The 23,417-nt window shown below is 38.4% G+C and carries 24 protein-coding genes, 1 tRNA gene and 1 pseudogene; 9 read left to right on the top strand and 17 right to left on the bottom strand.

Translation table 11 applies throughout. The features are described from left to right. From F3H01_RS09250 to F3H01_RS06975, 6 genes and pseudogenes are all read right to left on the bottom strand, one after another. A pseudogene (locus F3H01_RS09250) lies at positions 1–246 on the bottom strand (C4-dicarboxylate ABC transporter); the annotation flags it as partial. Between the two features lie 59 nt (positions 247–305). Continuing rightward, positions 306–1,175, bottom strand: coding sequence for a GTPase Era (gene era, locus F3H01_RS06955; RefSeq protein ID WP_103648961.1), 870 nt, complete (start codon positions 1,173–1,175; stop codon positions 306–308). Further along, a complete protein-coding gene (hslU, locus tag F3H01_RS06960; RefSeq protein WP_149725269.1) occupies positions 1,172–2,494 on the bottom strand; it encodes an ATP-dependent protease ATPase subunit HslU in 1,323 nt (440 codons plus the stop codon). The genes era and hslU overlap by 4 nt, the downstream gene beginning before the upstream one ends. A gap of 8 nt (positions 2,495–2,502) precedes the next feature. Further along, entirely contained in the window at positions 2,503–3,036 is a 534-nt protein-coding gene (gene hslV, locus F3H01_RS06965) for an ATP-dependent protease subunit HslV (protein WP_021084582.1), read from the bottom strand. Then, positions 3,037–3,483 (bottom strand): 50S ribosomal protein L9, encoded by a 447-nt coding sequence (rplI, locus tag F3H01_RS06970; protein ID WP_149725270.1) that lies wholly within the window; start codon positions 3,481–3,483, stop codon positions 3,037–3,039. It lies immediately after the preceding gene. Between the two features lie 23 nt (positions 3,484–3,506). After that, the gene (locus F3H01_RS06975) at positions 3,507–4,730 is read right to left on the bottom strand and encodes an argininosuccinate synthase (RefSeq protein ID WP_149725271.1); all 1,224 of its coding nucleotides are present in this window, start codon (positions 4,728–4,730) and stop codon (positions 3,507–3,509) included. Positions 4,731–4,932: 202 nt separating this feature from the next. On the opposite strand from F3H01_RS06975, the gene F3H01_RS06980 reads away from it, so the two are divergent. The 6 genes from F3H01_RS06980 to F3H01_RS07005 are packed head-to-tail and all read left to right on the top strand — an operon-like array spanning position 4,933 to position 10,508. Continuing rightward, positions 4,933–7,035, top strand: coding sequence for a TonB-dependent receptor domain-containing protein (locus tag F3H01_RS06980; RefSeq protein WP_149725272.1), 2,103 nt, complete (start codon positions 4,933–4,935; stop codon positions 7,033–7,035). Beyond that, positions 7,029–7,856 (top strand): alpha/beta hydrolase, encoded by an 828-nt coding sequence (locus tag F3H01_RS06985; protein ID WP_149725273.1) that lies wholly within the window; start codon positions 7,029–7,031, stop codon positions 7,854–7,856. The genes F3H01_RS06980 and F3H01_RS06985 overlap by 7 nt, the downstream gene beginning before the upstream one ends. 33 nt (positions 7,857–7,889) lie before the next feature. Continuing rightward, complete coding sequence (locus F3H01_RS06990) at positions 7,890–8,135, top strand: RNA-binding S4 domain-containing protein (RefSeq protein ID WP_149725274.1); 246 nt, start codon at positions 7,890–7,892, stop codon at positions 8,133–8,135. Continuing rightward, positions 8,135–8,533, top strand: coding sequence for a tRNA (adenosine(37)-N6)-threonylcarbamoyltransferase complex ATPase subunit type 1 TsaE (tsaE, locus tag F3H01_RS06995; protein WP_149725275.1), 399 nt, complete (start codon positions 8,135–8,137; stop codon positions 8,531–8,533). Before F3H01_RS06990 ends, tsaE begins: the two co-directional genes overlap by 1 nt. Then, a complete protein-coding gene (lptB, locus tag F3H01_RS07000; protein ID WP_072594228.1) occupies positions 8,526–9,254 on the top strand; it encodes an LPS export ABC transporter ATP-binding protein in 729 nt (242 codons plus the stop codon). The genes tsaE and lptB overlap by 8 nt, the downstream gene beginning before the upstream one ends. Before the next feature lie 3 nt (positions 9,255–9,257). Continuing rightward, complete coding sequence (locus F3H01_RS07005; RefSeq protein ID WP_223155389.1) at positions 9,258–10,508, top strand: RNA polymerase factor sigma-54; 1,251 nt, start codon at positions 9,258–9,260, stop codon at positions 10,506–10,508. On the opposite strand, the gene F3H01_RS07010 is transcribed toward F3H01_RS07005, so the two are convergent. The 3 genes from F3H01_RS07010 to F3H01_RS07020 are packed head-to-tail and all read right to left on the bottom strand — an operon-like array spanning position 10,509 to position 12,356. After that, the gene (locus tag F3H01_RS07010) at positions 10,509–11,252 is read right to left on the bottom strand and encodes a hypothetical protein (protein WP_149725277.1); all 744 of its coding nucleotides are present in this window, start codon (positions 11,250–11,252) and stop codon (positions 10,509–10,511) included. A gap of 37 nt (positions 11,253–11,289) precedes the next feature. Beyond that, on the bottom strand, positions 11,290–12,120 hold the full coding sequence (locus F3H01_RS07015; RefSeq protein ID WP_149725278.1) for an adenylosuccinate lyase: 831 nt from the start codon (positions 12,118–12,120) through the stop codon (positions 11,290–11,292). Between the two features lie 50 nt (positions 12,121–12,170). Beyond that, positions 12,171–12,356, bottom strand: coding sequence for a hypothetical protein (locus F3H01_RS07020; RefSeq protein WP_149725279.1), 186 nt, complete (start codon positions 12,354–12,356; stop codon positions 12,171–12,173). Positions 12,357–12,465: 109 nt separating this feature from the next. Here F3H01_RS07020 and F3H01_RS07025 point away from each other — a divergent pair. Beyond that, positions 12,466–12,542: transfer RNA gene (locus F3H01_RS07025), tRNA-Arg, on the top strand. A 71-nt stretch (positions 12,543–12,613) separates the two neighbouring features. Further along, positions 12,614–13,348, top strand: a complete 735-nt coding sequence (locus tag F3H01_RS07030; RefSeq protein WP_149725280.1) for an imidazole glycerol phosphate synthase — start codon at positions 12,614–12,616, stop codon at positions 13,346–13,348. Here F3H01_RS07030 and murG read toward each other — a convergent pair. Both murG and F3H01_RS07040 read right to left on the bottom strand, forming a co-directional pair. Further along, positions 13,340–14,362, bottom strand: a complete 1,023-nt coding sequence (murG, locus tag F3H01_RS07035) for an undecaprenyldiphospho-muramoylpentapeptide beta-N-acetylglucosaminyltransferase (protein ID WP_149725281.1) — start codon at positions 14,360–14,362, stop codon at positions 13,340–13,342. The two genes, F3H01_RS07030 and murG, sit on opposite strands and share 9 nt — an antisense overlap. Next, entirely contained in the window at positions 14,359–15,519 is a 1,161-nt protein-coding gene (locus tag F3H01_RS07040; RefSeq protein ID WP_149725282.1) for an FtsW/RodA/SpoVE family cell cycle protein, read from the bottom strand. The genes murG and F3H01_RS07040 overlap by 4 nt, the downstream gene beginning before the upstream one ends. Before the next feature lie 92 nt (positions 15,520–15,611). Here F3H01_RS07040 and murI point away from each other — a divergent pair, with 92 nt between their 5' ends. Beyond that, on the top strand, positions 15,612–16,400 hold the full coding sequence (gene murI, locus F3H01_RS07045) for a glutamate racemase (protein WP_149725283.1): 789 nt from the start codon (positions 15,612–15,614) through the stop codon (positions 16,398–16,400). Between the two features lie 72 nt (positions 16,401–16,472). On the opposite strand, the gene F3H01_RS07050 is transcribed toward murI, so the two are convergent. The 6 genes from F3H01_RS07050 to F3H01_RS07075 all read right to left on the bottom strand — a co-directional run bounded on the left by F3H01_RS07050 (position 16,473) and on the right by F3H01_RS07075 (position 23,349). Further along, positions 16,473–17,063 (bottom strand): DedA family protein, encoded by a 591-nt coding sequence (locus F3H01_RS07050; RefSeq protein WP_149725284.1) that lies wholly within the window; start codon positions 17,061–17,063, stop codon positions 16,473–16,475. A gap of 137 nt (positions 17,064–17,200) precedes the next feature. Continuing rightward, complete coding sequence (locus F3H01_RS07055; protein ID WP_021091343.1) at positions 17,201–17,980, bottom strand: MetQ/NlpA family ABC transporter substrate-binding protein; 780 nt, start codon at positions 17,978–17,980, stop codon at positions 17,201–17,203. 75 nt (positions 17,981–18,055) lie between these two features. Then, positions 18,056–18,838, bottom strand: a complete 783-nt coding sequence (locus F3H01_RS07060; protein ID WP_149725285.1) for a MetQ/NlpA family ABC transporter substrate-binding protein — start codon at positions 18,836–18,838, stop codon at positions 18,056–18,058. Between the two features lie 256 nt (positions 18,839–19,094). After that, positions 19,095–19,769: a methionine ABC transporter permease gene (locus tag F3H01_RS07065; protein WP_021086223.1), complete on the bottom strand. Its 675-nt coding sequence runs from the start codon at positions 19,767–19,769 to the stop codon at positions 19,095–19,097. Then, positions 19,769–20,725: a methionine ABC transporter ATP-binding protein gene (locus F3H01_RS07070; RefSeq protein ID WP_149725286.1), complete on the bottom strand. Its 957-nt coding sequence runs from the start codon at positions 20,723–20,725 to the stop codon at positions 19,769–19,771. Before F3H01_RS07070 ends, F3H01_RS07065 begins: the two co-directional genes overlap by 1 nt. Further along, positions 20,725–23,349, bottom strand: a complete 2,625-nt coding sequence (locus F3H01_RS07075; protein WP_149725287.1) for a valine--tRNA ligase — start codon at positions 23,347–23,349, stop codon at positions 20,725–20,727. Before F3H01_RS07075 ends, F3H01_RS07070 begins: the two co-directional genes overlap by 1 nt. Between the last annotated feature and the right edge of the window lie 68 nt (positions 23,350–23,417).

Here is a 23,417-nt window from a genome sequence, read left to right on the forward strand (position 1 = left end):
GAGCTCTTCGTAAATTTTTATTGAGATATTATTTTCAATATCCTCATCATCTATTGTTCTTGAGATGTTTATGGTAGCTGTTATTATATCTTTGTACTCGATGTAAGATATAAAGAAGTCTCGCTTTAAAATATTCTTTGAGAGACTTAGTGTATCGACATTGCTATTAGAAAATCTAAAACCTTCATATTCGTAAGGATCTAGCGTAACGATTGGATTATCGTTAATTTTTCTAAGCTTTAACATAAAAATTTACCTCATAATGCTCTAATTGGGCTGTATTTTAATATTTTTACAATAAAAAATCAATAACCAATTATTTTATTAAGGCTCTTTTCTTCTTTACTCCAGCCTTTTTTAACGACTACATCGAGCTTTAAAAAGACCTTTGATCCGGTTAAATTTTGTATTAACTTTCTTGCAAAAATTCCTATTCGTTTTATCGTTTCACCATTCTTACCAATGATCATACTTTTATGAATTTCACGCTCAGTGATGATGCTCGCATAAATTTCAGTTATGCCAGGTTTTTCTTTTACGCTTTTTATGATCGCATCGCTAAGATATGGGACCTCATCGCTTAAATTTTCATAGATCGCTTCAAGTATAAATTCTCTAAAAATTTCTTTTTCATTTGTTGAAGTAAGAAATTCCGGATCGTAAAAATACTCATGCTCTGGCAAAAGCTTACAAATTTCATCAAGAAGCGGCTTTTTATAGGTTGGCTGCTTGGTGCTAAAGGCAAGCAAAGCTGTAAATTTATCTTGAAATTTTTGATATTGGGTGATCTTTTCTAATACTTTAGCGTTTGAGCTCTCATCGACTTTTGTTAGCACTAAGATATGTGGTTTTTCAGGATTTAGAGCTAAAAATTTTTCATAGTCACTTGTATCATCATGAATAGGCGCTAAAAATACGATGAGATCGCAGTCTCCCATCGATTTTATCGCTTGGCTGATTAGTAGTTGATTTATCGCCTTTGTGCTCTCGTGAAGTCCTGGCGTGTCGGTGAAGATGATCTGATCTTCACCGTTCATTACTATACCATTTATCTTTCTGCGGGTTGCATTTTGCTTGTGCGAAACAATGGCGATCTTTTCGTTTAACAAAGCATTTAAAAACGAGCTTTTGCCAGCATTTGTGCGTCCTATGATGCTAACAAAGCCTGATTTCAAAGTATATACCTCGCTAGGTCTTGATCTTCGACCACGTCTTTTAGGCGCTCTTTTACAAGCTCTTTTGTCACATTTATCTTCTCGCCGCTCTTTTCACTAGCCTCAAAGCTGATATCTTCTATCACGCGCTCGATCACCGTGTGAAGGCGTCTAGCACCGATATCTTCCATCTTTTCATTTGCTGCATGAGCGATCCTGGCTATCTCTTTTATAGCTTCATCGTCAAATTCTAGCTCAACATTTTCGGTTGAGAGTAGGGCGATATATTGTTTTAAAAGAGAATTTTTTGGCTGGGTTAAAATTTGATAAAGCGCGTCTTCATCAAGGCTATCAAGCTCGACTCTTAGCGGGAAGCGGCCTTGTAGCTCAGGAATGAGATCACTTGGCTTGCTTATGTGAAAAGCGCCAGCTGCGATAAACAAAATGTGGTCTGTCTTTAAATTTCCAAATTTGGTATTTACATTTGAGCCTTCAACTATTGGTAGTAAGTCTCTTTGCACGCCTTCTTTGCTAGGATCTTGTCTATTTGAACTACCTGAACCAACGGCTACTTTATCAATCTCGTCTATAAAGATGATTCCTTCGTTTTCAGCTCTTTTTATCGCCTCTACTTTTATGCTCTCAATGTCTAAAATTTTATCATTTGCTTCGCTTTGAAGGGCTTTTTTAGCATCTTTTACCTTCATCTCTTTTTTGATGTTTTTACCACCGATGCCAATTATCTTTATAAAGCTCTCTTGCATCTGCGCCATATCAGGTGGCACGTTTGAGCCAGCTTCAAGTGGGTTTTGCTGCACCTCGATCTCGATGCTTAGCTCGTCAAGCTCGCCATTTCTTAGCCTATTTAGCATTTTGTCATAGCTCTTTGTATACTCTGCTTGCTTCTCTTCGCTAGCACCCTTTGGAAGTGGCGGAAGTAGCTTTGAGACGATCTTTTCTTCGATGTAGGCGTTGATTTTATCTTGGTTTTTTTCGCTTTGCTCGTTTTTTACGAGATTATATGAGGCCATTGCAAGGTCTCTTACCATGCTCTCAACGTCACGGCCAACAAAGCCAACCTCAGTATATTTACTAGCCTCAACCTTGATAAATGGCAGTCCCATCATCTTTGAAAGACGCCTTGCGATCTCGGTTTTGCCAACACCAGTTGAGCCAATCATCAAGATGTTTTTTGGCATGATGTCATCTTGCAAGCTCTTTTCAAGCTTCATACGGCGGTAGCGGTTGCGAAGCGCGATCGCTATTATCTTTTTGGCATCCTTTTGACCGATCACATAGTCATCTAAAAATTTAACAATTTCTCTTGGTGTTAAGTTCATTTTCTCTCTTATTCTAAAACATAAGTTTTGATGTTTGTATTTGTATAGATGCAAATTTCGCCAGCGATCTTAAGGCTCTCTTTGACTAGCTCCTCTTCGTCAATATCAGCAAATTTATCTAAGGCACGGGCTGCTGAAAGCGCGTAGTTGCCGCCGCTTCCGATCGCCGCTATCTTACCATCTTCTGGTTCGACAACATCCCCGGTACCACTAAGTAAGAAAATTTTATCCCTATCAAGCACAAGCATCATCGCTTCAAGCTTTCTTAGATACTTGTCTTTGCGCCACTCTTTGCTAAATTCTATCACTGCTTTTAGCAAGTCGCCCTTTGTATGCTCTAAATTTTTCTCAAACATATCAAAGAGGTTAAACGCATCAGCAGTGCTGCCAGCAAAGCCAGCTAGGACTTTGCCGTTATGAATTTTACGAATTTTTACGGCGTTGCCTTTTAAGACAGTGTTACCAAAGCTTACCTGCCCGTCGCCTCCGATGACTGATTTGTTTTTGCCTTTGTAGGCTAAGATGGTTGTCGCATGAAACATCTACTCTCCTTGCACATCAACCTTCAAGCTCGCATTTATCGAGTGTCCTAGCTTTACATGAACGTCATAAAGGCCGACTGCTTTTAAGTGAGTGTCCATGTCGATCGCTTTTTTCTCGACAACTAAATGATGCGTTTTTTCAAGCTCTGCTGTGATCTCTTCTTTTGAAACTGAGCCAAAAAGCGAGCCATTTGCGCCAAGAGTTTTTTTGATGACAACTGTCACTTTTTCAAGCTCTTCTTTTAGCTTTTCTAAATTTGCGATCTCATATTTTAGCTCTTCGGCCTTTCTTTTTTGAGCTGCTTCATATTGGCGAAGAACGTCTGGAGTAGCTGCTTTTGCAAAGCCTTTACCGATTAAGAAGTTATTGCCATAGCCGTCTTTTACCTCTTTTATCTCGCCAGCTTTACCAAGCGCCTTTACATCTTTTATTAATAATACTTTCATTTCTTTCCTTTTAAATTTTATTTTTAGTCAAATTTTCGCCCATTTTTACGTGCGATGATGAAGCGAAGTGCATTTAGTTTGATAAATCCAGCTGCATCTTTTTGATCATAAACGCTATCTTCTTCAAATGTGCAGTATGCCTCGCTAAATAGATTATCATTTTTACTGCTTCTGCCAAGAATGGTCACGTTGCCTTTATAAAGCTCAACTTTTACAGAGCCATTTACATGCTCTTGGCTCTTATCAATGAGAGCTTGGAGCATATTTCGCTCAGGTGACCACCAGTAGCCGTTGTAAACTAGCTCGGCGTATTTTGGCATGATCTCATCTTTTAAGTGAGCTGCACCTCGGTCAAGCGTTATGCTCTCGATCGCTCTGTGAGCTTTTAGCATTATCGTACCGCCAGGAGTTTCGTAGCAACCGCGGCTCTTCATACCAACAGAGCGGTTTTCTACGATGTCAAGTCTGCCTATACCGTGTTTTGCGCCAAGGCGGTTTAGCTCGGTTAAAATTTCAGCTGGGCTCATTTTTTTACCGTTTATGCTCACTGGATCACCTTTTTCATAGCCGATCTCGATGATCTCGCTCTTATCTGGAGCATCTTTTGGGCTTACTGTCCATCTCCACATATCATCTTCTGGTGCGTGGCTTGGGTCTTCAAGCACTAGACCTTCGTAGCTTATGTGAAGTAAATTTGCGTCCATTGAGTATGGGCTTTTGCCTGGTTTTTTAGTGATATCTATGCCGTTTTTCTCAGCATATGCCAAAAGTTTTTCGCGGCTATTTAGATCCCACTCGCGCCATGGAGCTATAATAGTTAGGTTGTCGCCGAGCGCGTAGTATCCAAGCTCAAAGCGAACTTGGTCGTTGCCTTTGCCTGTTGCTCCGTGGCTCACGCCATCAGCACCAACAAGTCTTGCGATCTCGCTTTGGCGTTTTGCTATTAGTGGGCGCGCTATCGAAGTGCCAAGCAGATACTCGCCCTCGTAGACTGCATTTGCTCTAAACATTGGAAACACATAATCACGTACAAATTCTTCTCTTAAATCTTCTATAAAAATATTTTCAGGCTTTACACCAAGCGCTAAGGCTTTTTTGCGTGCAGGCTCTAGCTCTTCGCCTTGGCCAATGTCAGCTGTAAATGTGACTACTTCGCAGTTATATTCATCTTGAAGCCATTTTAAAATGATACTTGTGTCAAGTCCGCCAGAGTATGCTAAAACCACTTTTTTTACGTCTTTTTTCATAGCTCTTCCTTTTGTTAAAATGGTCGTATTTTAGCCTAAATTGATTAATTTTTAATAAACTAATTTAATAAATAATGTAAGTTTTTTCTTAGAAAATTTTATAAAAAAGATTACTATTTAAAATTATGATAATTAATATTGTTTTAAAAGATACTTTGTTAAATTTCAAACTTTTTCAAATTAAATTTTTAAAAGGATTGTCGTGAGAAAAACAAAATTTATTGCCATCTGCCTTAGCGCTTGCGTGGCAAATTCGCTCTTTGGAGCAGAGCATAAAGACAATAACGAAACAAGGCTTGATGGTGTTGTAGTAAGTGCGAGTGGCTTTTCACAGCAGATCAAAGAGGCTCCTGCGAGCATAAGCGTGATAAGTGGCGATGAGCTTACAAAAGATAGCTTTACTTCGCTTCACTCAATCGCTCAAAAGGTGCCAGGTGTAAATGTCGTTGGTGGCGAAGACGGAGCAGCTAGTGGCATCTCGATACGTGGCATGGAGAAGTCTCAAACGCTAGTTTTAGTTGATGGTAAAAGAGTAAATTCAAGCAGCGCAAATCCAAAGGGTGGAGCAGGGGATATGAACTCAAATTTCATCCCACCAGCCGAGGCAATCGAGCGTATAGAGATCATCCGTGGGCCTATGAGCTCGCTTTATGGTAGCGATGCGGTTGGAGGCGTTATAAATATCATTACCAAAAAGGATTTTTCAAAATTTAGTGGCAATGTCGGCATCTCAACCACGATAAACACTCATAGAGGTATAGGCGATGGTAGACAGGGGGACTTTTATCTAAATTTACCTCTTTATAAAGACCTTTTTGCGCTTCAGCTTTGGGGATATAAAAAGCTAAGAGACGAAGATGGCTACATCGGTGGCTATCAAAAGAGTGATAAGAGAAATTTAAGCGCAAAGCTTTGGGTCACGCCAGATGAACACAATAAATTTTTCATCCTTGGCTCAAACGAAAGGCACGACTACTCGCGCACCCTTGGCAAAACAGCCGATCCAAATCCAAGAAGGAACGTCTTAAACGCCTATGACTACGAGAAAAAGAGCTATGGTGTGGGCTACCTTGGTGAATTTGATAGCCTAAATACCGATATCAGCTACATTTATGACCAGACACAAAGAACGAGCCTTTTTGATAGCCTCATACCTGCAAAAGCTAAAAATCACAACTTTAACTCAAAATTTACAACGTTTTTTGGCGCACACACTCTAACTTTTGGCTATGACTTTAGCAAGCAAAATGTCGGCACAACCTTCATCGTCTCAAACGCTTCAAGAAACGGCTTAAAAGACCCAAAGACCTACTCGATGAGCGAGCATGCGGGATTTATCGAAGATGAGTGGCAAATTTTAGATGAGAAGCTATTTTTAACGCTTGGATCAAGGCTCACGCACAACGAATTTTTTGGCAACCACCTCTCGCCAAGAGCCTATCTAGTCTATAACGCTACAGATACGCTAAGTCTAAAAGGTGGCGTGGCGACTGGCTATAAAACGCCAAATATCAATCAAATCTCCCCAGAAGTAGGCACTATTCAAAATGGTTGGAAAATAGTTGATTTTGGCAACAAGGACCTGAAACCAGAAAAGAGCACGACTTATGAAGTTGGAGCATATTATGACAATCAAGCTGATTTTAGAGGCTCGGTAACGCTTTTTAGAAATGAATTTAAAGATAAGATCCTAGACACTGATGGCAGTAAAAGAGTAAATGGAATTCCAGCCTTTGGCACTTGCACAGGTGCGCCAAGTATGGGTTGCCCTGGTTGGGGAACTTACTTTAACATTGAGGGTGCGACCGTTTGGGGCGTGGAGCTAAGTGGCGACTATGACATCCTTTCAAATCTAAATTTAAGTTCAAACTACACTTATAACAAATCAAAGATAAAAACTGGCGACCCAACGATAAACACGCCAAGAGGCCCTATGAAATTTAGCCAAACAGGGCTTAACAGACTTGATGGTAAAAGCCTAACAGCAACGCCAGAGCACACACTTCACGCTACGCTTACATATAAGCCTGTAAAAAGCGTTAAAACATTTTTTGGTGCAAACTACGAGAGCAAGCTAACAAGCGTAAATTTTGGTGCTGGCAATAGCGTAAGGGAGAACACAAAAGACCTACTCACCTTCGATACAGGCATCAGCTGGGACGCAAACAAGCATCTGACTCTTAGTCTAAATGCCTACAACATCTTTGATAAAGTAAGATACGATGAGGCGCTTGTTGGAGATACATACTACTTTTATCCGCAAGAGGGCAGGAGATTTTGGTTTAAGGTCGCTGCAAAATGGTAAGAGCCTTTAAATTTTTACTTTTTATGCTTGGCGTGACGCAGACTTTGCACGCAGGACCTAGCCAAACACCTGAGTCACTTAGCCAAAAAGCTGCTAGTAAATTTGAAATTTCAACCTTTAAAATGAGCGCAAATGATGAAATTTATAAAATTTTCACAGCCAAGCTAAAGGGGCAAAATGAGTTTAAAAATGTGCTTTTCTTGCTTGATGCAAATGCCCAGTTTAACATGCTTTTAAATGAATTTGATGGCAAGGCTGCTCCACTAATAATAGGCGTAGGATATGACAGCAACAAAAGCTACGAGGTAGAAAAACGCACAAGAGATCTCACGCCAAAGGCAGAGGGCGAGGAGTTTAGCAAGGGTGGTGGCGCTGACGCGTTTTACCACTTTTTAACTAAAAATTTAGTGCCGCTAATTGATGAGAAATTTAACGTGCAGGGCAGCCAAAAGAGCCTTTATGGACACTCTTTTGGCGGGCTTTTTACGCTCTATGCTTTGCTTAAAAATGATGGCGTATTTTCAAATTTCTTTATCGCTTCGCCATCTCTTTGGTGGGGTGAGTCTGAAATTTTAAAGCAAAATGTGAGTGAGGGTAAATTTAAAGAGAAACTAAGAGCCAAATTTGTCTTTCTTAGCGTTGGCGAGCTTGAAAAGAGAAAGGGCAAGACTGACAAAGCTGGCACTTTAAAGGCGAGCGATTTAGCCCAAATCTTAAAACAAAGTGGCGTGAATTCTCACTTTGAGTTTTACAAAGGGCAAACGCATGGCAGCGTCATACCTCTAAATTTAAAAGAGCTTTTAAAATATCTGAAGGATTAAAAATTTAAGGCTATTTTTGTTAAAATCCGCCTCATGAGAGTAGATAAATTTTTAAACGTAGTAAATATCACCAAAAGGCGTGCCGTTAGCGAAGATATGTGCAAAAGCGGCGTTGTGAGCATCAACGGCGTGCAGGCAAAAGCGGCAAAAGATGTTAAGATCGGCGATGTTATCACCATCAAATTTCTAGCTCGTGAGGCGAGATATGAGGTGCTAGCGATCCCAACTACAAAAAGCATACCAAAAAGCGCTCAAAGCGAATATATAAAAGAGCTTTGATGGTTTTTGAGCTTTTAGAAAATGAGCTTGGTGAGCTTGTAAGAGTGCTGCCAAAAAGTGGCGTGGTGCTACTAAGTGGCGATCTAGCAAGTGGCAAAACGACGCTTGTAAAGGCGATCATTAAGGCTCATGGCATAGAAGAGAGCGTGACGTCGCCTACGTTTTCTTTGATGCAAATTTATGGTAAAGATATTTACCACTACGACATTTATCAGATCGGATTTGACGGGATGGCGAAAAACGGTCTTTTTGAAAATTTGTTTGAAGAGGGGCTTCATCTAGTAGAGTGGGGCGATGAAAATTTAGAAAAAGCTCTAAAGAAAAATGGTGAGAGCTATACGATGATAAAAATTTCTCCTAGCAAAAACGGCAGAAAATACGAGGTTATAAGTGCATAAACTAGAAGTAAAAGATCTAAAAAAGACGATTAAAAAAACTGAGATCATAAAAGGCATATCTTTAGAGGTAAATAGCGGCGAAGTCGTGGGGCTTCTTGGGCCAAATGGTGCTGGAAAGACGACTACTTTTTATATGATCTGTGGGCTCATCTCGCCAACTAGCGGAGATGTTTTTTTAAATGACGAAAAGATTACAAACGTCCCACTTCACAAAAGAGCGCACCTTGGTATTGGCTATTTGCCGCAAGAATCAAGCATATTTAAAGAGCTAAGCGTCGAAGAAAATTTACTCCTTGGGGCTGAAATTTTAAATCAAAGTGAGGAAGAGATAGCAAAAAGAGTAAATGAGATGCTAAATATGCTAAACATTGAGCCTATCCGCCTAAGAAAGGGCGTTAGCCTAAGTGGTGGCGAGCGCAGACGCTGTGAGATCGCTAGAAGTCTCATCATAAAGCCAAAATTTTTGCTGCTCGATGAGCCATTTGCTGGTGTTGACCCGATCGCAGTTAGCGACATACAAAGTATCGTTAGAGACCTTAAAAAGCTAGGCATCGGCGTTTTGATAACTGACCACAACGTCCGTGAGACACTAGCCATTTGCGACAGAGCCTACGTCATCAAAGATGGCTCGCTACTAGCAAGCGGCAGTGCGAGCGAAGTAGCAAACAACAAGCTCGTTAGAACGCACTATCTTGGCGAAGAATTTAAGCTACTTGAGTAGATGATGCTAAGGCAAAAGCAAACTTTAGCGCCAAAGATCAAACTAAATCAAACGCTAAGAAGCTGGCTTCCTATCCTTCAAAGCGGGCTTGATGAGCTAAAAGAGACGCTTGAGCCTTTTATAAAAGAGAACCCATTTGCCACGATCGAGCATAAAAATTTAGAAAAAAGCGAAAAAAAGCGAAATTTTTTCGAGCAGGTTAGCAAAAACTCGGTTAGCGAGAGTATTGAGGCTTTAAGCATCTATAAAGAAAGCCTCTATGAAAAGCTAATTAGCCAGATAAATCCACCACTTTTCCCCACGCAAAAGTCCCAAGATATCGCATATAAGATCATCGAGTGCTTAGACGATGAGGGCTATTTTTCTTATGATGATGAAATTTTTGCGGGCTTTAATGAGGGCGAAGTAGAGCGGGTTAGAGCGAGATTTGCCTACCTTGAGCCTTGTGGCGTGGGTGCAAAAGATGTCAAAGAGAGCTTTTTGTTTCAGCTTGACGAAGCAGAGGCAAGCGATGAGATCATAGAATGCGCAAGAAAGATCATCTTAAATTTTGAAAATATAGAAAAACTTAGAAAGCTAAAATTTTACGACGACGCGCTAAAGGTCATAAAAAAATTTAAAAATCCTCCGGCCATTGAGTATCTTGAAGATGAAAAAGAGGCAGTGCCTGACATCTTCGTGCTAAGCACAAGTAGTGGCATTAGCGTGCAGATAAATGATGATTATTATCCTGAAATTTTGGTTGATACCGATGGATTAGACGAGAAAGAGGCCTTTGTAAGCTCACGCATAAAAGAGGCGAGCGAGCTCATAGACGCCCTTGAGATGAGAAAAGCGACGCTTTATAAGATAGGGCTTATGATAGTTGAGTATCAGTATGACTACTTTTTGGGCGGTGACATAAAGCCAATGAAGCTAAAAGACCTAGCAGACGAGCTTGGGCGCAACCCATCAACCATATCAAGAGCGATCGCGAATAAATATCTAAGCTGCTCAAGAGGTACGGTTGCACTTAAAAATTTCTTTTCAACTGGCTTTGACGAGGAGACTTCAAATGCTGCGATAAAGGAATTTTTACTAGAGCTTATTAAAGGTGAAGATCACAAAAAGCCACTTTCTGATCTAAAAATCCAAGAGCTCATACAAGCTAAATTTAACATCCAAATCGTTCGCCGAACTATCACAAAATACCGCAAAATTCTAAATATCGGCAGCTCAAGCCAGCGAAAAAGAGTCTATCAGATAAACGGCTAACTACCACTCATTTACAGCAAAAAGTATGGCCTTACGCATCTGCGTAAAAAGCTCGTTACTAAGCTCTTCGTACTCTTTGCCACGTTTTTTATATTGTGCCATGCCCGCTGCATCGTCGTTCCAAGAGCCCATACCGCCAAAGACATCAGCCAAGCTTGCCGCAGTAAAAAGAGCTAAATTTTTCTTTGGCATAAGCGGTGCATTAAATATCTTTTGATCATCATTGTTTGAAGATCCAAGTGATTTTAAAGCCCTGCGAAAACACTCACCAAAATTCTCACACTCTATCTCATCTGCAAAGGCCGCTATCTTGGTAAGTATGGCCATAAAAGCCTCTGTGTTGTCGCTAAAATTTTCTAAATTTACATCTTTTTCAAGACCAAATTCTTTATATATTATGTCCCAGCCTCTTTGATCTTTGTTGTATTTCCAGTAGGGCACGAAGCAGCTTATGTGCTCTTTAAAAATACAAATGATCGATTTTGCGGTAGAGTTTGAAAAGCTAAGTAATAAACGTTCATCTGATGAGCCAGTTAAATTTGCAGTAAGTCTTACATCGCTTAATCCAAGTTTTAATGCGTGCTCAAACCACTCATTTACGCCATTTGCTCTATGGCCTGAGAGAAAGTGAAAATTTATACTATTTTCGTAGTTAGTGCCATTATATAGGATAGGAGAATTTGACTTTATGCCCTGCTTTGCAGCAACAATAATGGCGCATATATTAAACATTTCACCATTCATTTTTGCTCCCTTAATAGCCCTTGTGGCAAGCCGTGCTCTAGCCAACCATCACAAAATTTTCTTGATTTTTAAAGTATGGTTTTAGGCTCTCATAAGCAGATTGAATATTTTTAAATTTCTTTGCGTATTCTTCTTGTATGAGAGGATTTTTGTTCGCGTGCCTGTCTGGGTGGTAGATATTTACGAGCGAAAGGTAGTTCTGCCTGATAGTTTCAAAGTCATCATCTTTTTTACAACCTAAAATCTCAAAATTTTCCTCAAGCAAATTTGCAAGTACGGAAAATCTGCTTACAAATTTAGATGAGCTTTTTATTTTTATGCCTTGTTTAAAGGCTTTGTAGTCTTTTTCATCATAGATAAAATTTACGCTAAATTTTGGATAGCTTCTTTTGTAAAGCAGTTTATTTAATGTGTTTATGTCGTTGTCATTTGAGATGGTGATGTTTAAAAAATCATCATTTTTGCTAAAAGCAATATTACTTTTTACTAAACTCTCACTGATATAGCTAGCAAAGTCTCTGCAAAGTGCATCTTTTAGTTCAAATTTGACTTCATTTTTTACAAAATTTACGTTTAGGCTAATGACTGGAGTTAGGGTATTTTTTTGAACAAAGCCAAGCTTTATGGTTTTATAGTTTGCAAAACGAATATCAAGCTTATCATCGCTTTGCTTTTCATAAAGTTTTTTTATAAATTTTAAAAAGCACTTGCGTTGTGGGATCTCGCTCTCTTCGTAAAACGAGATAATTTTATTTTTATTTGACAAAATTTTGGTGAAATTTTTACTTATCATATCCCTAAGCTCACAAAATAATTTATCGTTTTCGGTTAAAATGCTTAGAGATTCTAGTGTTTGTGTAACTTTCATTGCCTACTCCAAATAAAATATTACATGTTTTAGCAATAAGCATTCCAAATTTATATTTTTCTTATGTCTTGACCTTTGATGTACTCAGCAAATTCGTCTTTTAGCTTATTTTCTTTATATGAGATCGCCTCTTCTTTTGTATGAGAAACGGCTTCTTTTTGAGTTTTTTTGATCTCACCTTGCTCTTTAGTAAGTTCTTTTTTTATCTCTTTTAAACTATCGAAAAAATCATTCATTTTTGCTCCTTTTGTTTTATTGGATTTTACTAAAACAGTTATAAAATTAAAATGAATACAATTTTTCTTTAAGGAAAGTTTGGCTAATATCTCGACTTAACTTTCTTGTGCGCTCGTAGCTCAGCTGGATAGAGCATTTGATTGCGGTTCAAAAGGTCAGAGATTCGAATTCTCTCGGGCGCACCATCTTTTTAATTCTTAATGACAAACTTCATAATTTTTATAGTAAAATAAGCAAAAAAATTAAAAGAGAAAAAATGGATTTTCAAAATATTCAAAAACAAATTTCGGTACTAAAAGAAAGTTTGACAGCATTAGAACAAAATAGTGAGCACGAGATCGGCTTGGTAGTTGGAGTTGTTGAGTTTAATAAAAATGCTGATGAACTTAAAAAAAAACTTACAAATTTAAAAGGTGAAAGCGATTTTTTTAAAAGTGTCTTCAATACAGAGGACTATTATGAAAATATTAGTACTTATTTGGAGCAGATAAAGAGAAGCTTAAACTATAAAATTGAGAAAAACGGTGTGAGCTTTAAGGCAAATGAAAATTTACAAGAAAGCTATGTTGCCATTTTAAATATAATAGAAATTTTAGTAGCAGAGTATCAAATACAAAACAAAAATAAAGCGAAAAATCTCTTTTCTAGGACAACAGACACTACTCAAATAAAATCACTACTTGCGGAGCTAAATACTCTACAAGAGCGTATACATAATGTTTTACATATTCATTCTAGGATAGTTTCAAATGTTATTTTGCAAAATTTTAAGATAATTTATACGTTCTTTTATAATTGTATTAAGGCTGCAAAGCAACGCAAAGATGAGCTTTTGCTAGTGGAGATCGCGGGTATAACTGATAAGATAATAACTATGATAAAACCAGTCTTTAGTGCAAAAATTTTAAACACAAATGAACTTATTTATCATTACTTGATCTTTGAGCTAAAAGAACTAAAAGCTTGTGCGATAGGCGAGGAGCTAGTTTAAAATTTTATCAATTATCTCTTTTGCTCCATTTGGCAAAAGGATCTCTTTTAGAGCTTTACTGCTTTTGTTTAGATCAAAATTTTCTATCATTCTTATAACTTCATCTTTGTCTAAATTTTCTCCATTTTGCAAGCAAATTTCAGCAATGCCCTTATCTTTTAAAAATTTAGCGTTATAAAACTGGTGATTACCAGCAGCATAAGGAAATGGCACAAAGATAGATGGCAGGGCATTTGCACAAAGCTCCCAAAGCGAGCTAGCTCCTGCTCTTGATATGGCAAGGTCGGCCTTGCTCATCTTATTTTCTATCTCTCTACTAAATTCAAAAATTTCTAAATTCGTTTCATTAAAACCAAGTTCATCATATCTTTTTTTAAGTTCATCAAAGCCATTTTTACCACATTGATGAATTATATTTATGCCTTTTTCTTTAAGATATGGAGCTAAATTTATAGCTAGTTCATTTATCGCTTTTGCGCCTTGCGAGCCTCCTAAAAACAAAATAGTCTTTAGTTTCTCTCTCACTCTTGCACTATCGAAAAATTTCTTTGCCACTGGATAAGGGTAGGGTGAAGCTTCATCATAAGAGCTAAAAAAGCCTTTTGCATAAGGCTTTAAAATTTTATTTAATTTGCCCATTACAGCATTTTGTTCGTGGATAAAAAGCGGCACTTTTGAGATAATGGCTGCAATGGCTGCTGGAGCTGCTGAATAGCCACCAACGCTAATGACTGCCTTAACGTCATTTTGCTTAAAAATTTTTCTACATTTTAAAGCAAGATTTACGATATTTGTTAGTGATTTTAGTTTAGCAAAGCCTCTCTTATTTACCACGCCACTACTTGGTAAGAAAAATTTTTGTAAAAAATTCTCGTCATTTTCAAACCAAAATTTATCTTGCCCGCTAGTTGAGCCGATAAATATAGGCTTGATATCACGAGTATTTAGCTCCTCGCAAAAGCTTCTTGCGATCGCTAAATGCCCACCAGTGCCTCCACCGCAAATAACAATCATAATTTTGCCCTTTTACTAACCATCAAAACCATGCCGATACCTATACAAATCGCAAGCACAGAGCTACCACCGTAACTAAGAAATGGCACAGCAATACCCTTAATAGGCGTGATCGATGTGATACCATAGCTATTCATTAAAAATGAAAACGATAATATAAGTCCTACACCAAGCGTAAATAGATGATAGACCTTATTTTCGCTTCTAGCTGAAATTCTAAAAATTCTATAAAGTAGCGTTATAAATATAGCTACAATACACAAAATACCAAATACACCAACCTCTTCAGCGATACCAGCTAATACAAAGTCAGTATGGACCTCACTTAAAAAGCCGAGCTTAAAGATACCAGCACCAAGTCCTTCGCCGAAAAATTCGCCATGCTTTATAGCATTTAATGAGTGAGAAATTTGATATGGTTCTGGCGCATCAGCCACTCTTAATACATCTGCAACGCTGTCAGGCAAGAAAGAAAGCACCATATTTTGTATCGTGCCCCACCATGACTTTATACGTAAAATTCTATGTTCAGAGCTGACTATCGCTACTGTCATAACAAAAGCAGCTCCTAATATACCGATGCTAAAAAGTCTCGCACTTGCTCCTGCGAAAAGTGCCATCGTCACAAATGTAAGTGCCAGCACAACCACTTGACCAAGGTCATTTTGCATAACAGCGATAAGAAAGATAGCAACACCAAAAAGAATAATATAAGGCATAAGTATCTTAATCTCATCTATCAGGGTCCTTTTGCCTTCACTAAATTTTCTAGTAAAACTCCAAGCCAAGAAGTAGACAAAACCGATTTTAAAAAACTCGACTGGAGCTAGTGAAAAGCCAGGCAGTCTAATCCAACGCCTAGCACCACCAGCGTCAGTCACCATTGAAGCTGGCAATGCATGCATTAGCCCCATGGCGATACCGCAAGATATAAGAAGGCCAAACCCTATCCAAACAAGCGTTTTTTCAGGATTAAGTCTAGAGAGCCACCACATAATGAAAATTCCGATACAACCAACAATAAACTGGCGGATGAAAAAGTGAAATTCGTCGTAATTAAAAAATAAAACCGTAAAAACTGGCAAAGATAGTGAAAAAATAATGCTTATAGCGATCAAAGTCGAACAAAGATAGAAAATAATCTTATCAACTGCCAAAATTTAGCTCCAAGTTTAAAAAGTGCCAAAGTATAATAAAAAACGGCTTACAAAGATATTATTTGCTATAATTGCAAGCTTTAAGGAAGGGCATGAAGATAGGTATATTTGACTCAGGACTTGGTGGACTGAGCGTCTTAAATGAAGCTTTAAGTAAGCTTAGTGAGCATGAATTTTTATATTACGCAGACATTAAAAATGTCCCGTATGGACAAAAAAGTAGGGATGAGATATTAAAATTTAGCTTTGATGCGGTGAAATTTCTCATAGAAAATGGCGCAAACGCCGTTGTAGTAGCTTGCAACACGGCAACAAGCGTAGCGATAAAAGAGCTTAGAGCAAATTTAAGCGTGCCGATCATCGGCATGGAGCCAGCCGTAAAAAAAGCTCATGACTTAAGCCATAATGATGCCTTAAAAACGCTTGTCATAGCCACTCCGGTCACCGTAAATGGTGCAAAACTAAAAGAGCTGATCGCAAATTTACACGCAAAAGATAAAACTGAGCTACTTGCTCTACCGCGCCTTGTAAATTTTGCTGAAAACGGGGAATTTGACACCGAGAATGTGAAATCATATCTAAAAGAAGAGTTAGACAAATTTGATTTAAGCAAATTTGGCTTTTTGGTGCTTGGCTGCACGCACTTTAACTATTTTAAAGATAGCCTAAGAGAAATTTTGCCGTCAAATATAAGCATAATTGATGGCAACGAAGGGACAATAAACCGCCTTATAAGTGAGCTTGGATTAAAAATTTCTACTTTAAATAAAGCTCCAAAAGTTAGATTTTTCTATTCTGGCAATGAAGTATTCAGTAAATTTGAACTAGATAAAATTTCAAGAAATTTAACTCATCTAGAAAAGATGAGGGCGATTTGCTAGGTTAAATCTAACTAAATACCACAAATAAAAATTTTATAAAATACACTAAATTTTACATACTCTTATATGTATTTAGGCTTTTCTCTGCTTTATTATATAGATAGCACTTATTACTGCAACAACAGCCAAAAGAGCGATTGTGATTATTAAAAGTGTCTGTTTGCTAGGATTTGAGCCTATAAAATAGCCAACTCCAAGCAAAACAGCACACCAAATCCCAGCTCCTAGCGTGGTAAATAGGCAAAATCTAAAAATGTTCATCTTAGCAAGTCCGGCTGGTAGGCTGATGTATTGGCGAATGCCAGGAATCAGACGTGAGTTAAATGTAGAAATTTCACCGTGTTTATTGAAAAATGCCTCAAATTTATCCATTTTTTCGTGAGTGATTCCCACAAATTTGCCGTATTTTAAAACGATCTCACGTCCAAAAAAGTAGCAAAGATAATAGTTAAAAATAGCTCCAAGCAGGCTTCCAAGCGTACCTGTAAGAAAGGCCAAAATTAAACTCATTTCACCTTTATGCGCCAAATAGCCAGCCGGTATCATCGCGACCTCGCTTGGAAATGGAAAAAACGAGCTTTCTAAAAACATCATCACAAATATGCCAGCATAACCCCAGCTACTTACGCTCGCAACTATAAAATCAATAACATCATGCAGCATTTAAATTCCTGAAAAATTTTAAAGTGAGCCATTTTAGCAAAGCATAGCTTAAGCTTTTTGACAAAAATAAAGAGAGTTTGTAGCTTATAAAACAAAACGAAATTAGAAACAAAATAGGGCGAAAGCTCGCCCCATTTTTAAAATGCAGGTATGACTTCGCCTTTATAGCGAGTGATGATGAAATTTTTAGTATCGGGGCTAAGCACCGCATCAATCAAAGCTTTGATTTTAGGGTTATTTTCGTTGCCAGCCTTTGTGACGATGATGTTAGCATAAGGACTGTTGGCGTCTTCAAGCAAAAGTGCGTCTTTTGCCACGCTCATACCAAGATCAAGGACGAAATTTGTGCTAATAGCAGCGATATCGACATCATCAAGCGTTCTTGGTATCTGAGCACCCTCAAGCTCTACAAACTGTAAATTTTTAGAATTTTTAGTTATGTCATTTATAGTTGCAACTTTTACGTTTTTATCGATCTCGATAAGACCAGCTTTTTCTAAAATTCTAAGTGCTCTATTACCATTTGATGGATCGTAAGCAATCGCAACTTTTGCACCATCTTTTAACTCTTTTATGTTTTTTATCTTTTTAGAGTAAAAGCCAAGTGGCTCGACATGGACATTTGCAACACTTACAAGATGCAAGCCTCTAGCCTTGTTTTGCTCCTCAAGATATGGTAAATGCTGAAAGAAATTTGCATCCAAGCTGCCATCTTCTGTGGCGACATTTGGGATAGAGTAGTCTGAAATTTCAGAGATAACAAGGTCGTAGCCTTTATCTTTTAGCTTTGGCTTTACAAATTCTAAAATTTCAGCGTGTGGTACTGGCGAGACGCCGACTACGATAGTGTGGTCCTTGTCGGCTGCGTGAAGGCTTAGAGCAACTAAAGATGCGGTTAAAAGTTTGATAAATTTCATTGTTTTTCCTTTTTTATTGAGTTTAAGCGACGCTAAAAAGGTAAAAGCTTTCACGTCGCTTATTTAAATTTTTAATTAAAATGCTGGAAGGATAGCGCCGTTGTATTTGATCTCGATAAATTTCTTAACTTCTGATGAGTTTATAGCTTTATCAAGAGCTTTTATTTTAGGGCTATTTTCGTTACCAGACTTTACTACAACGTAGTTTACATACGGGCTATTTTTGCTTTCAAGCACAAGTGCGTCTTTTACCGGATTAAGATTGGCATTTAGAGCATAGTTTGTGTTAATAACTGCGATAGTAACGTCATCAAGCGTTCTTGGTACTTGAGCAGTCTCGATCTCTTCAAATTTAAGCTTTTTAGGGTTATCAACTATATCAAGCGGAGTTTTTAGTGGATTATCGTTTAGCTTAATAAGTCCAGCATTTGCAAGGATATCTAAAGCACGGCTTTCATTTGTCGGATCATTTGGGATAGATACGGTCGAACCATCTTTTAGATCCTTGATGTCTTTTATCTTTTTAGAATAAACTCCCATTGGCTCAAGATGAACGCCAACTGTTTTTATAAGATGAGTGCCTTTGTTTTTGTTAAATTCTTCAAGATATGGAAGGTGCTGAAAGAAATTTGCATCTAAATCACCATCTTCTGTTGCAAGGTTTGGCGTAGTGTAGTCGTTAAATTCTTTGATCTCAAGTGTGTAGCCATCTTTTGCCAAAATAGGCTTTACAACCTCTAAAATTTCAGCATGTGGAATAGGTGTAGCACCAACGATTATTGTTTTTGATTTATCAGCTGCATTTGCACTTACACTAAGACCAAGAGCAACTAAAGAAGAGAGAAGTAGTTTTTTCATTTATTATCCTTTTAAAATTTGCCAAGCACCAAAAAAGGATAAATTTAAGCTAGAGTGTTAAATTTCTTTTTAAGCGCTTAAGCTAGTTCTAAGCACTTAAAAAGAAATTTTGTGCTTAGAGATTAGTCTTTCGACAACGCGTTTTTTAATAGGCGGCACATGTGGCACATATCTGATTTCATCTTTTATCCTTTCAGCTAAAATTAATTCGGGCAATTTTAAGGAAAAAAGCTTAAAATCAGATAAAAACAAAGGCCTATTTTTTAGAAATTTTATATAAGTAGTTACCTAGAACTTGAAAAATTTGAACCATAATGATAAGAATAACCACGGTGTAGAGCATGATATCTGGGCGAAATCTTTGATATCCGTAGTTTATAGCGACAGATCCTAGTCCGCCACCACCAACTGCTCCAGCCATCGCTGAAAAGCCGATATTTACGATAAGTGTTAGCGTAAATGCCGAGATAATACCAGGAAGTGCCTCTACAAACATCACTCTAAAGATGATCTGAAATTTCGAGCTTCCAAAGCTTTGAGCAGCTTCGATGATGCCTTTATCAACCTCTTTTAGGGCATTTTCGATTAGCCTTGCCACAAACGGAGCCGCGCCAATAGTTAGCGGAACGATCGCAGCCGTAGTGCCGATGCTTGTGCCTACGATCATTTTTGTGACAGGAAAGAGCACGATGATTAAAATGATAAACGGAAAGCTTCTAAGCACGTTTATAACGATATCTAGCACAAAATAAAGCTGTTTGTTTGGTTTTAGTCCATCTTTATCTGAAAGTATGAGCAAAACCGCAGGTATGAGGCCTATGGCAAAGGCGAGCAGAGTAGAGACTATGCTCATATATAGTGTCTCGCCGATAGCTGGCAACAGTATCCTAGAAAAAACATCTGGAAATTTAGAAAAGTCAATACCAAACATCAAGCAACCTCCCACAAAACGCCACTTTGCTTGATGTAGTTAAGCACGTTTTCTTTATCTTTTTCATCTATGTTTATGACAAGCGAGCCAAGGACGTTGTCGTTTAGCTTCTCAAGCTTGCCCCAGACTATGTTAAAGTCGATATTTAGGCTTCTAGCCATATGTGTGATCACGCTATTTTGAGCCACTTCTTTTGGAAAAAATAGCCTGATATTTGTGCCAGTGCTTGGCAAAATTTCAACCTCGCCCAAAAACTCTTTCATCTTCTCATCTGGCTTTAAAAATAGCTCCTCAATGCTTCCAGAGCCTATTATCTTGCCACCTTCTAGCAAGATCGCTCGTTTTGCGATCGATTTTACAACCTCCATCTCGTGCGTGACGATGACGACGCTGATATCTAGCTCTTTGTTTATCTTTTCAAGCAGCTCTAAAATTTGATTTGTCGTGTTTGGGTCAAGGGCTGAAGTCGCCTCGTCGCTTAGTAAAATTTTAGGATTTAAAGCAAGTGCTCTAGCGATAGCGACACGCTGTTTTTGCCCGCCACTTAGCTCGCTTGGATAGCTTTTTGCCTTGCTTTCAAGACCGACTAAATTTAAAAGCTCTCTCACTCTTTTTTCAGTTTCATCGCTTTTATAACCCCAAAATTTAAGCGGAGTAGCGACGTTTTCAAAGACGTTTTTTCTAGCCATCAAGGCAAAATGCTGAAATATCATCCCAACATCTCGCCTTAAATGTCTCTGCTGCATCTCATCTAAATTTTTTATCTCTTTATCAAAGACTTTTAGGCTGCCACCTTGATAGCTCTCAAGCCCGTTTATGCACCTTAAAAGCGTTGATTTACCAGCGCCGCTGTGTCCCACGATAGCAAAAATTTCACCCTTTTTAACCCCTAAATTTATATCAAAAAGGATTTGCGTATCACCATAAAATTTGCTTAATTTCTCTATTTTTATCACTATTTTTCTCCAAGAGTTTCTAATTCTTCACATACTTTTTTAAATTTAGCCTCAGCACTATCTAAAGCCTCTTTGTTCGTCTCTATAACTTCTTTTGGTGCATTTGACACGAAATTTTGATTATTTAACATACCTGAGAGCTTAGCTATCTCTTTTTCAAGCTTTGTCTTTTGAGACTTTAGTCTTGTGATGATGCCGCTCATATCAAGCCCTTCAAGTGGGACAAATGCCTCTAAATTTTCGCTCACGTCTCTTATTGAATTTTCTATTTTCTCATCTACAAAGCCGATCTCCTCGCATTTTGCAAGCAGTTTGATATACTCTTTGACCTCATCAAGATCTATTTTTTCATTAAATTTAACAAAGGATTTTGCGATCTTTGAGTTGCCAAGATCTATGGTCGCTTTTGCACGGCGAATCGCAACGATCGCTTCGATAACTAGCTCGAATTTCTTCTCAACATCTAAATTTCGCTCTTTTACCTCTGGATAGCTCATTACCATTATTGATTTTGCGTTTTCAAGCTGTGTGCCACTAAGTTCTTGGAATAGATACTCTGAAAGAAACGGCATGAAAGGATTTAGCAGCTTCATCGCCTCTTTAAATATACTTCCAAGCTCTTTTACGCTCGCTTTATCAGCCTTGCTAAGCTCGATGCCCCAGTCGCAAAACTCATCCCAAAGGAATTTATAAAGTGTGTTTGCTGCGTCATTGAAGCGGTAGGCGTCGATATTTTCGCGTACCTCTCTTACACACTCGTTAAAGCGGCTATTCATATAAATTCCAAGCTTTGTTTTAAGTTTGATATCCTCCAAATTTTCAAATTTACTCTCATTTAGCATGAGGTATTTACTCGCGTTATAAAGCTTGTTAGTGAAATTTCTTACCTGCTTCATCTTGGCGTCACTTAGCTTGATGTCGCGTCCTTGAACTGCTAGAAGCGTTAGCGTAAAGCGCAAGATATCGGCGCTATACTCATTTATACTATCAAGCGGGTCGATGACGTTGCCAAGGCTTTTACTCATCTTTCTGCCAAACTCATCTTTTACAAGCGCGTGTAGGTAGATGTCGTCAAATGGCAGCTTGCCAAGGGCATTTTCACCCTGAAACATCATCCTAGCAACCCAGAAAAATAATATATCAAAGCCAGTTATAAGAAGGTTGTTTGGATAAAACTCAGCCAAATCGCCTTCAAACCATTTTTCATTTTTTAGCTCATTTTCATTACCCCAACCAAGCGTGCTAAATGGCCAAAGACCAGAGCTAAACCACGTATCTAGCACGTCTGGGTCTTGGTGGATGTTTTTACTTTTACACTTTTTGCACTCGCACGGCTCTCCCTCGTCAGCCCACATATGACCGCAATCATCGCAGTAAAATACTGGAATTTGATGTCCCCACCAAAGCTGGCGTGAGATACACCAATCTCTTAGTTCTCTCATCCATGCGTTAAAGCTGTTTATCCAGTGCGGTGGATAAAATTTAGCAAGACCCTCTGAGACCTTTTGTATCGCTTCATCTGCGATCTCTTTTTTGACAAACCACTGCTTTGAGATGTATGGCTCTACGACGTTTTTGCAGCGGTAGCAATATCCCACTTGGTTTTCGTAGTCTTCTATCTTTTCGACATTGCCAAGTTTTTCAAGCTCGGCTACTACGATATCTCTAGCCTCAAGTCTTTCAAGACCTGCAAATTTATCGCACTTGTCGTTTAAAATGCCTTTTTCATCAAATACAGTGATAAACTCAAGGTTGTGTTTTTTGCCTACCTCGTAGTCGTTTTGATCGTGCGCAGGCGTGACTTTAACAAGGCCTGTTCCAAACTCCATATCAACGTGCTCATCTGCGATGATCTCGATCTCTCTATTTATGATAGGTAGTACCACCTTTTTGCCGATTAAATTTTTATAGCGCTCGTCGTTTGGATTTACCATTACGGCGGTGTCGCCAAAGTAGGTTTCTGGACGAGTTGTTGCAACAACAACAAATTCACTTGGCTTGTCTGCAAAATAATATCTCAAATGATAAAGCTTGCCTTTATTCTCCTTGTGCTCGACCTCGATGTCAGAAAGCGCCCCATCATGCGTACACCAGTTTATCATGTAGTTTTTCTGAACGATCAGCCCTTTGTCGTATAAATTTACAAAGGCTTTTTTCACAGCTTTTCTTAAGCCCTCATCCATGGTAAATCTCTGGCGTGACCAAGCTGGAGTGATGCCAAGTTTTCGCATCTGATGGACGATCATGCCGCCGCTTTTTTCCTTCCACTCCCACACTTTTTCTACAAATTTCTCACGTCCAAGCTCTTCTTTTTTGATGCCTTGGGCTAAAAGCTGCTTTTCAACGACGTTTTGAGTGGCGATGCCAGCGTGATCAAGTCCTGGCTGCCAAAGTGTCTTGTAGCCGTCCATTCTTTTGTAGCGCGTCATTATGTCTTGCAACGTGAAGGTTAACGCGTGCCCGATGTGAAGCGAGCCAGTCACGTTTGGAGGTGGCATCATAATGCAAAATTTACGTCCATCTTTTTGGATATCTTTGTTCGCGTCTATCTCGAAGTATCCGCGTTCTTTCCAAATTTTATAAAATTTATCTTCTATCTCTTTTGCATTGTAAAATTCTGCCACTTTTGTGTCCTCTTTCGTTTAAAAAATGCTTAATGTTATCTAAAATTTGTTTAAAAAAATCTTTGCAA

The organism is Campylobacter concisus, assembly GCF_902460875.1.
Lineage (GTDB): Bacteria > Campylobacterota > Campylobacteria > Campylobacterales > Campylobacteraceae > Campylobacter_A > Campylobacter_A concisus_AA.

Coding starts and splice junctions, on each gene's coding strand:
- hslV (WP_021084582.1), bottom strand. CDS start 3,036: ATGTTTCATGCGACAACCATCTTAGCCTACAAAGGCAAAAACAAATCA.
- F3H01_RS07005 (WP_223155389.1), top strand. CDS start 9,258: ATGCTAAGGCAAAAGCAAACTTTAGCGCCAAAGATCAAACTAAATCAA.
- F3H01_RS07015 (WP_149725278.1), bottom strand. CDS start 12,120: ATGAAAGTTACACAAACACTAGAATCTCTAAGCATTTTAACCGAAAAC.
- F3H01_RS06975 (WP_149725271.1), bottom strand. CDS start 4,730: ATGAAAAAAGACGTAAAAAAAGTGGTTTTAGCATACTCTGGCGGACTT.
- F3H01_RS07065 (WP_021086223.1), bottom strand. CDS start 19,769: ATGTTTGGTATTGACTTTTCTAAATTTCCAGATGTTTTTTCTAGGATA.
- F3H01_RS07010 (WP_149725277.1), bottom strand. CDS start 11,252: ATGAATGGTGAAATGTTTAATATATGCGCCATTATTGTTGCTGCAAAG.
- F3H01_RS07020 (WP_149725279.1), bottom strand. CDS start 12,356: ATGAATGATTTTTTCGATAGTTTAAAAGAGATAAAAAAAGAACTTACT.
- murG (WP_149725281.1), bottom strand. CDS start 14,362: ATGATTGTTATTTGCGGTGGAGGCACTGGTGGGCATTTAGCGATCGCA.
- F3H01_RS07030 (WP_149725280.1), top strand. CDS start 12,614: ATGGATTTTCAAAATATTCAAAAACAAATTTCGGTACTAAAAGAAAGT.
- F3H01_RS06990 (WP_149725274.1), top strand. CDS start 7,890: ATGAGAGTAGATAAATTTTTAAACGTAGTAAATATCACCAAAAGGCGT.
- rplI (WP_149725270.1), bottom strand. CDS start 3,483: ATGAAAGTATTATTAATAAAAGATGTAAAGGCGCTTGGTAAAGCTGGC.
- F3H01_RS07055 (WP_021091343.1), bottom strand. CDS start 17,980: ATGAAATTTATCAAACTTTTAACCGCATCTTTAGTTGCTCTAAGCCTT.
- F3H01_RS07060 (WP_149725285.1), bottom strand. CDS start 18,838: ATGAAAAAACTACTTCTCTCTTCTTTAGTTGCTCTTGGTCTTAGTGTA.
- hslU (WP_149725269.1), bottom strand. CDS start 2,494: ATGAACTTAACACCAAGAGAAATTGTTAAATTTTTAGATGACTATGTG.
- tsaE (WP_149725275.1), top strand. CDS start 8,135: ATGGTTTTTGAGCTTTTAGAAAATGAGCTTGGTGAGCTTGTAAGAGTG.
- F3H01_RS06985 (WP_149725273.1), top strand. CDS start 7,029: ATGGTAAGAGCCTTTAAATTTTTACTTTTTATGCTTGGCGTGACGCAG.
- F3H01_RS07050 (WP_149725284.1), bottom strand. CDS start 17,063: ATGCTGCATGATGTTATTGATTTTATAGTTGCGAGCGTAAGTAGCTGG.
- murI (WP_149725283.1), top strand. CDS start 15,612: ATGAAGATAGGTATATTTGACTCAGGACTTGGTGGACTGAGCGTCTTA.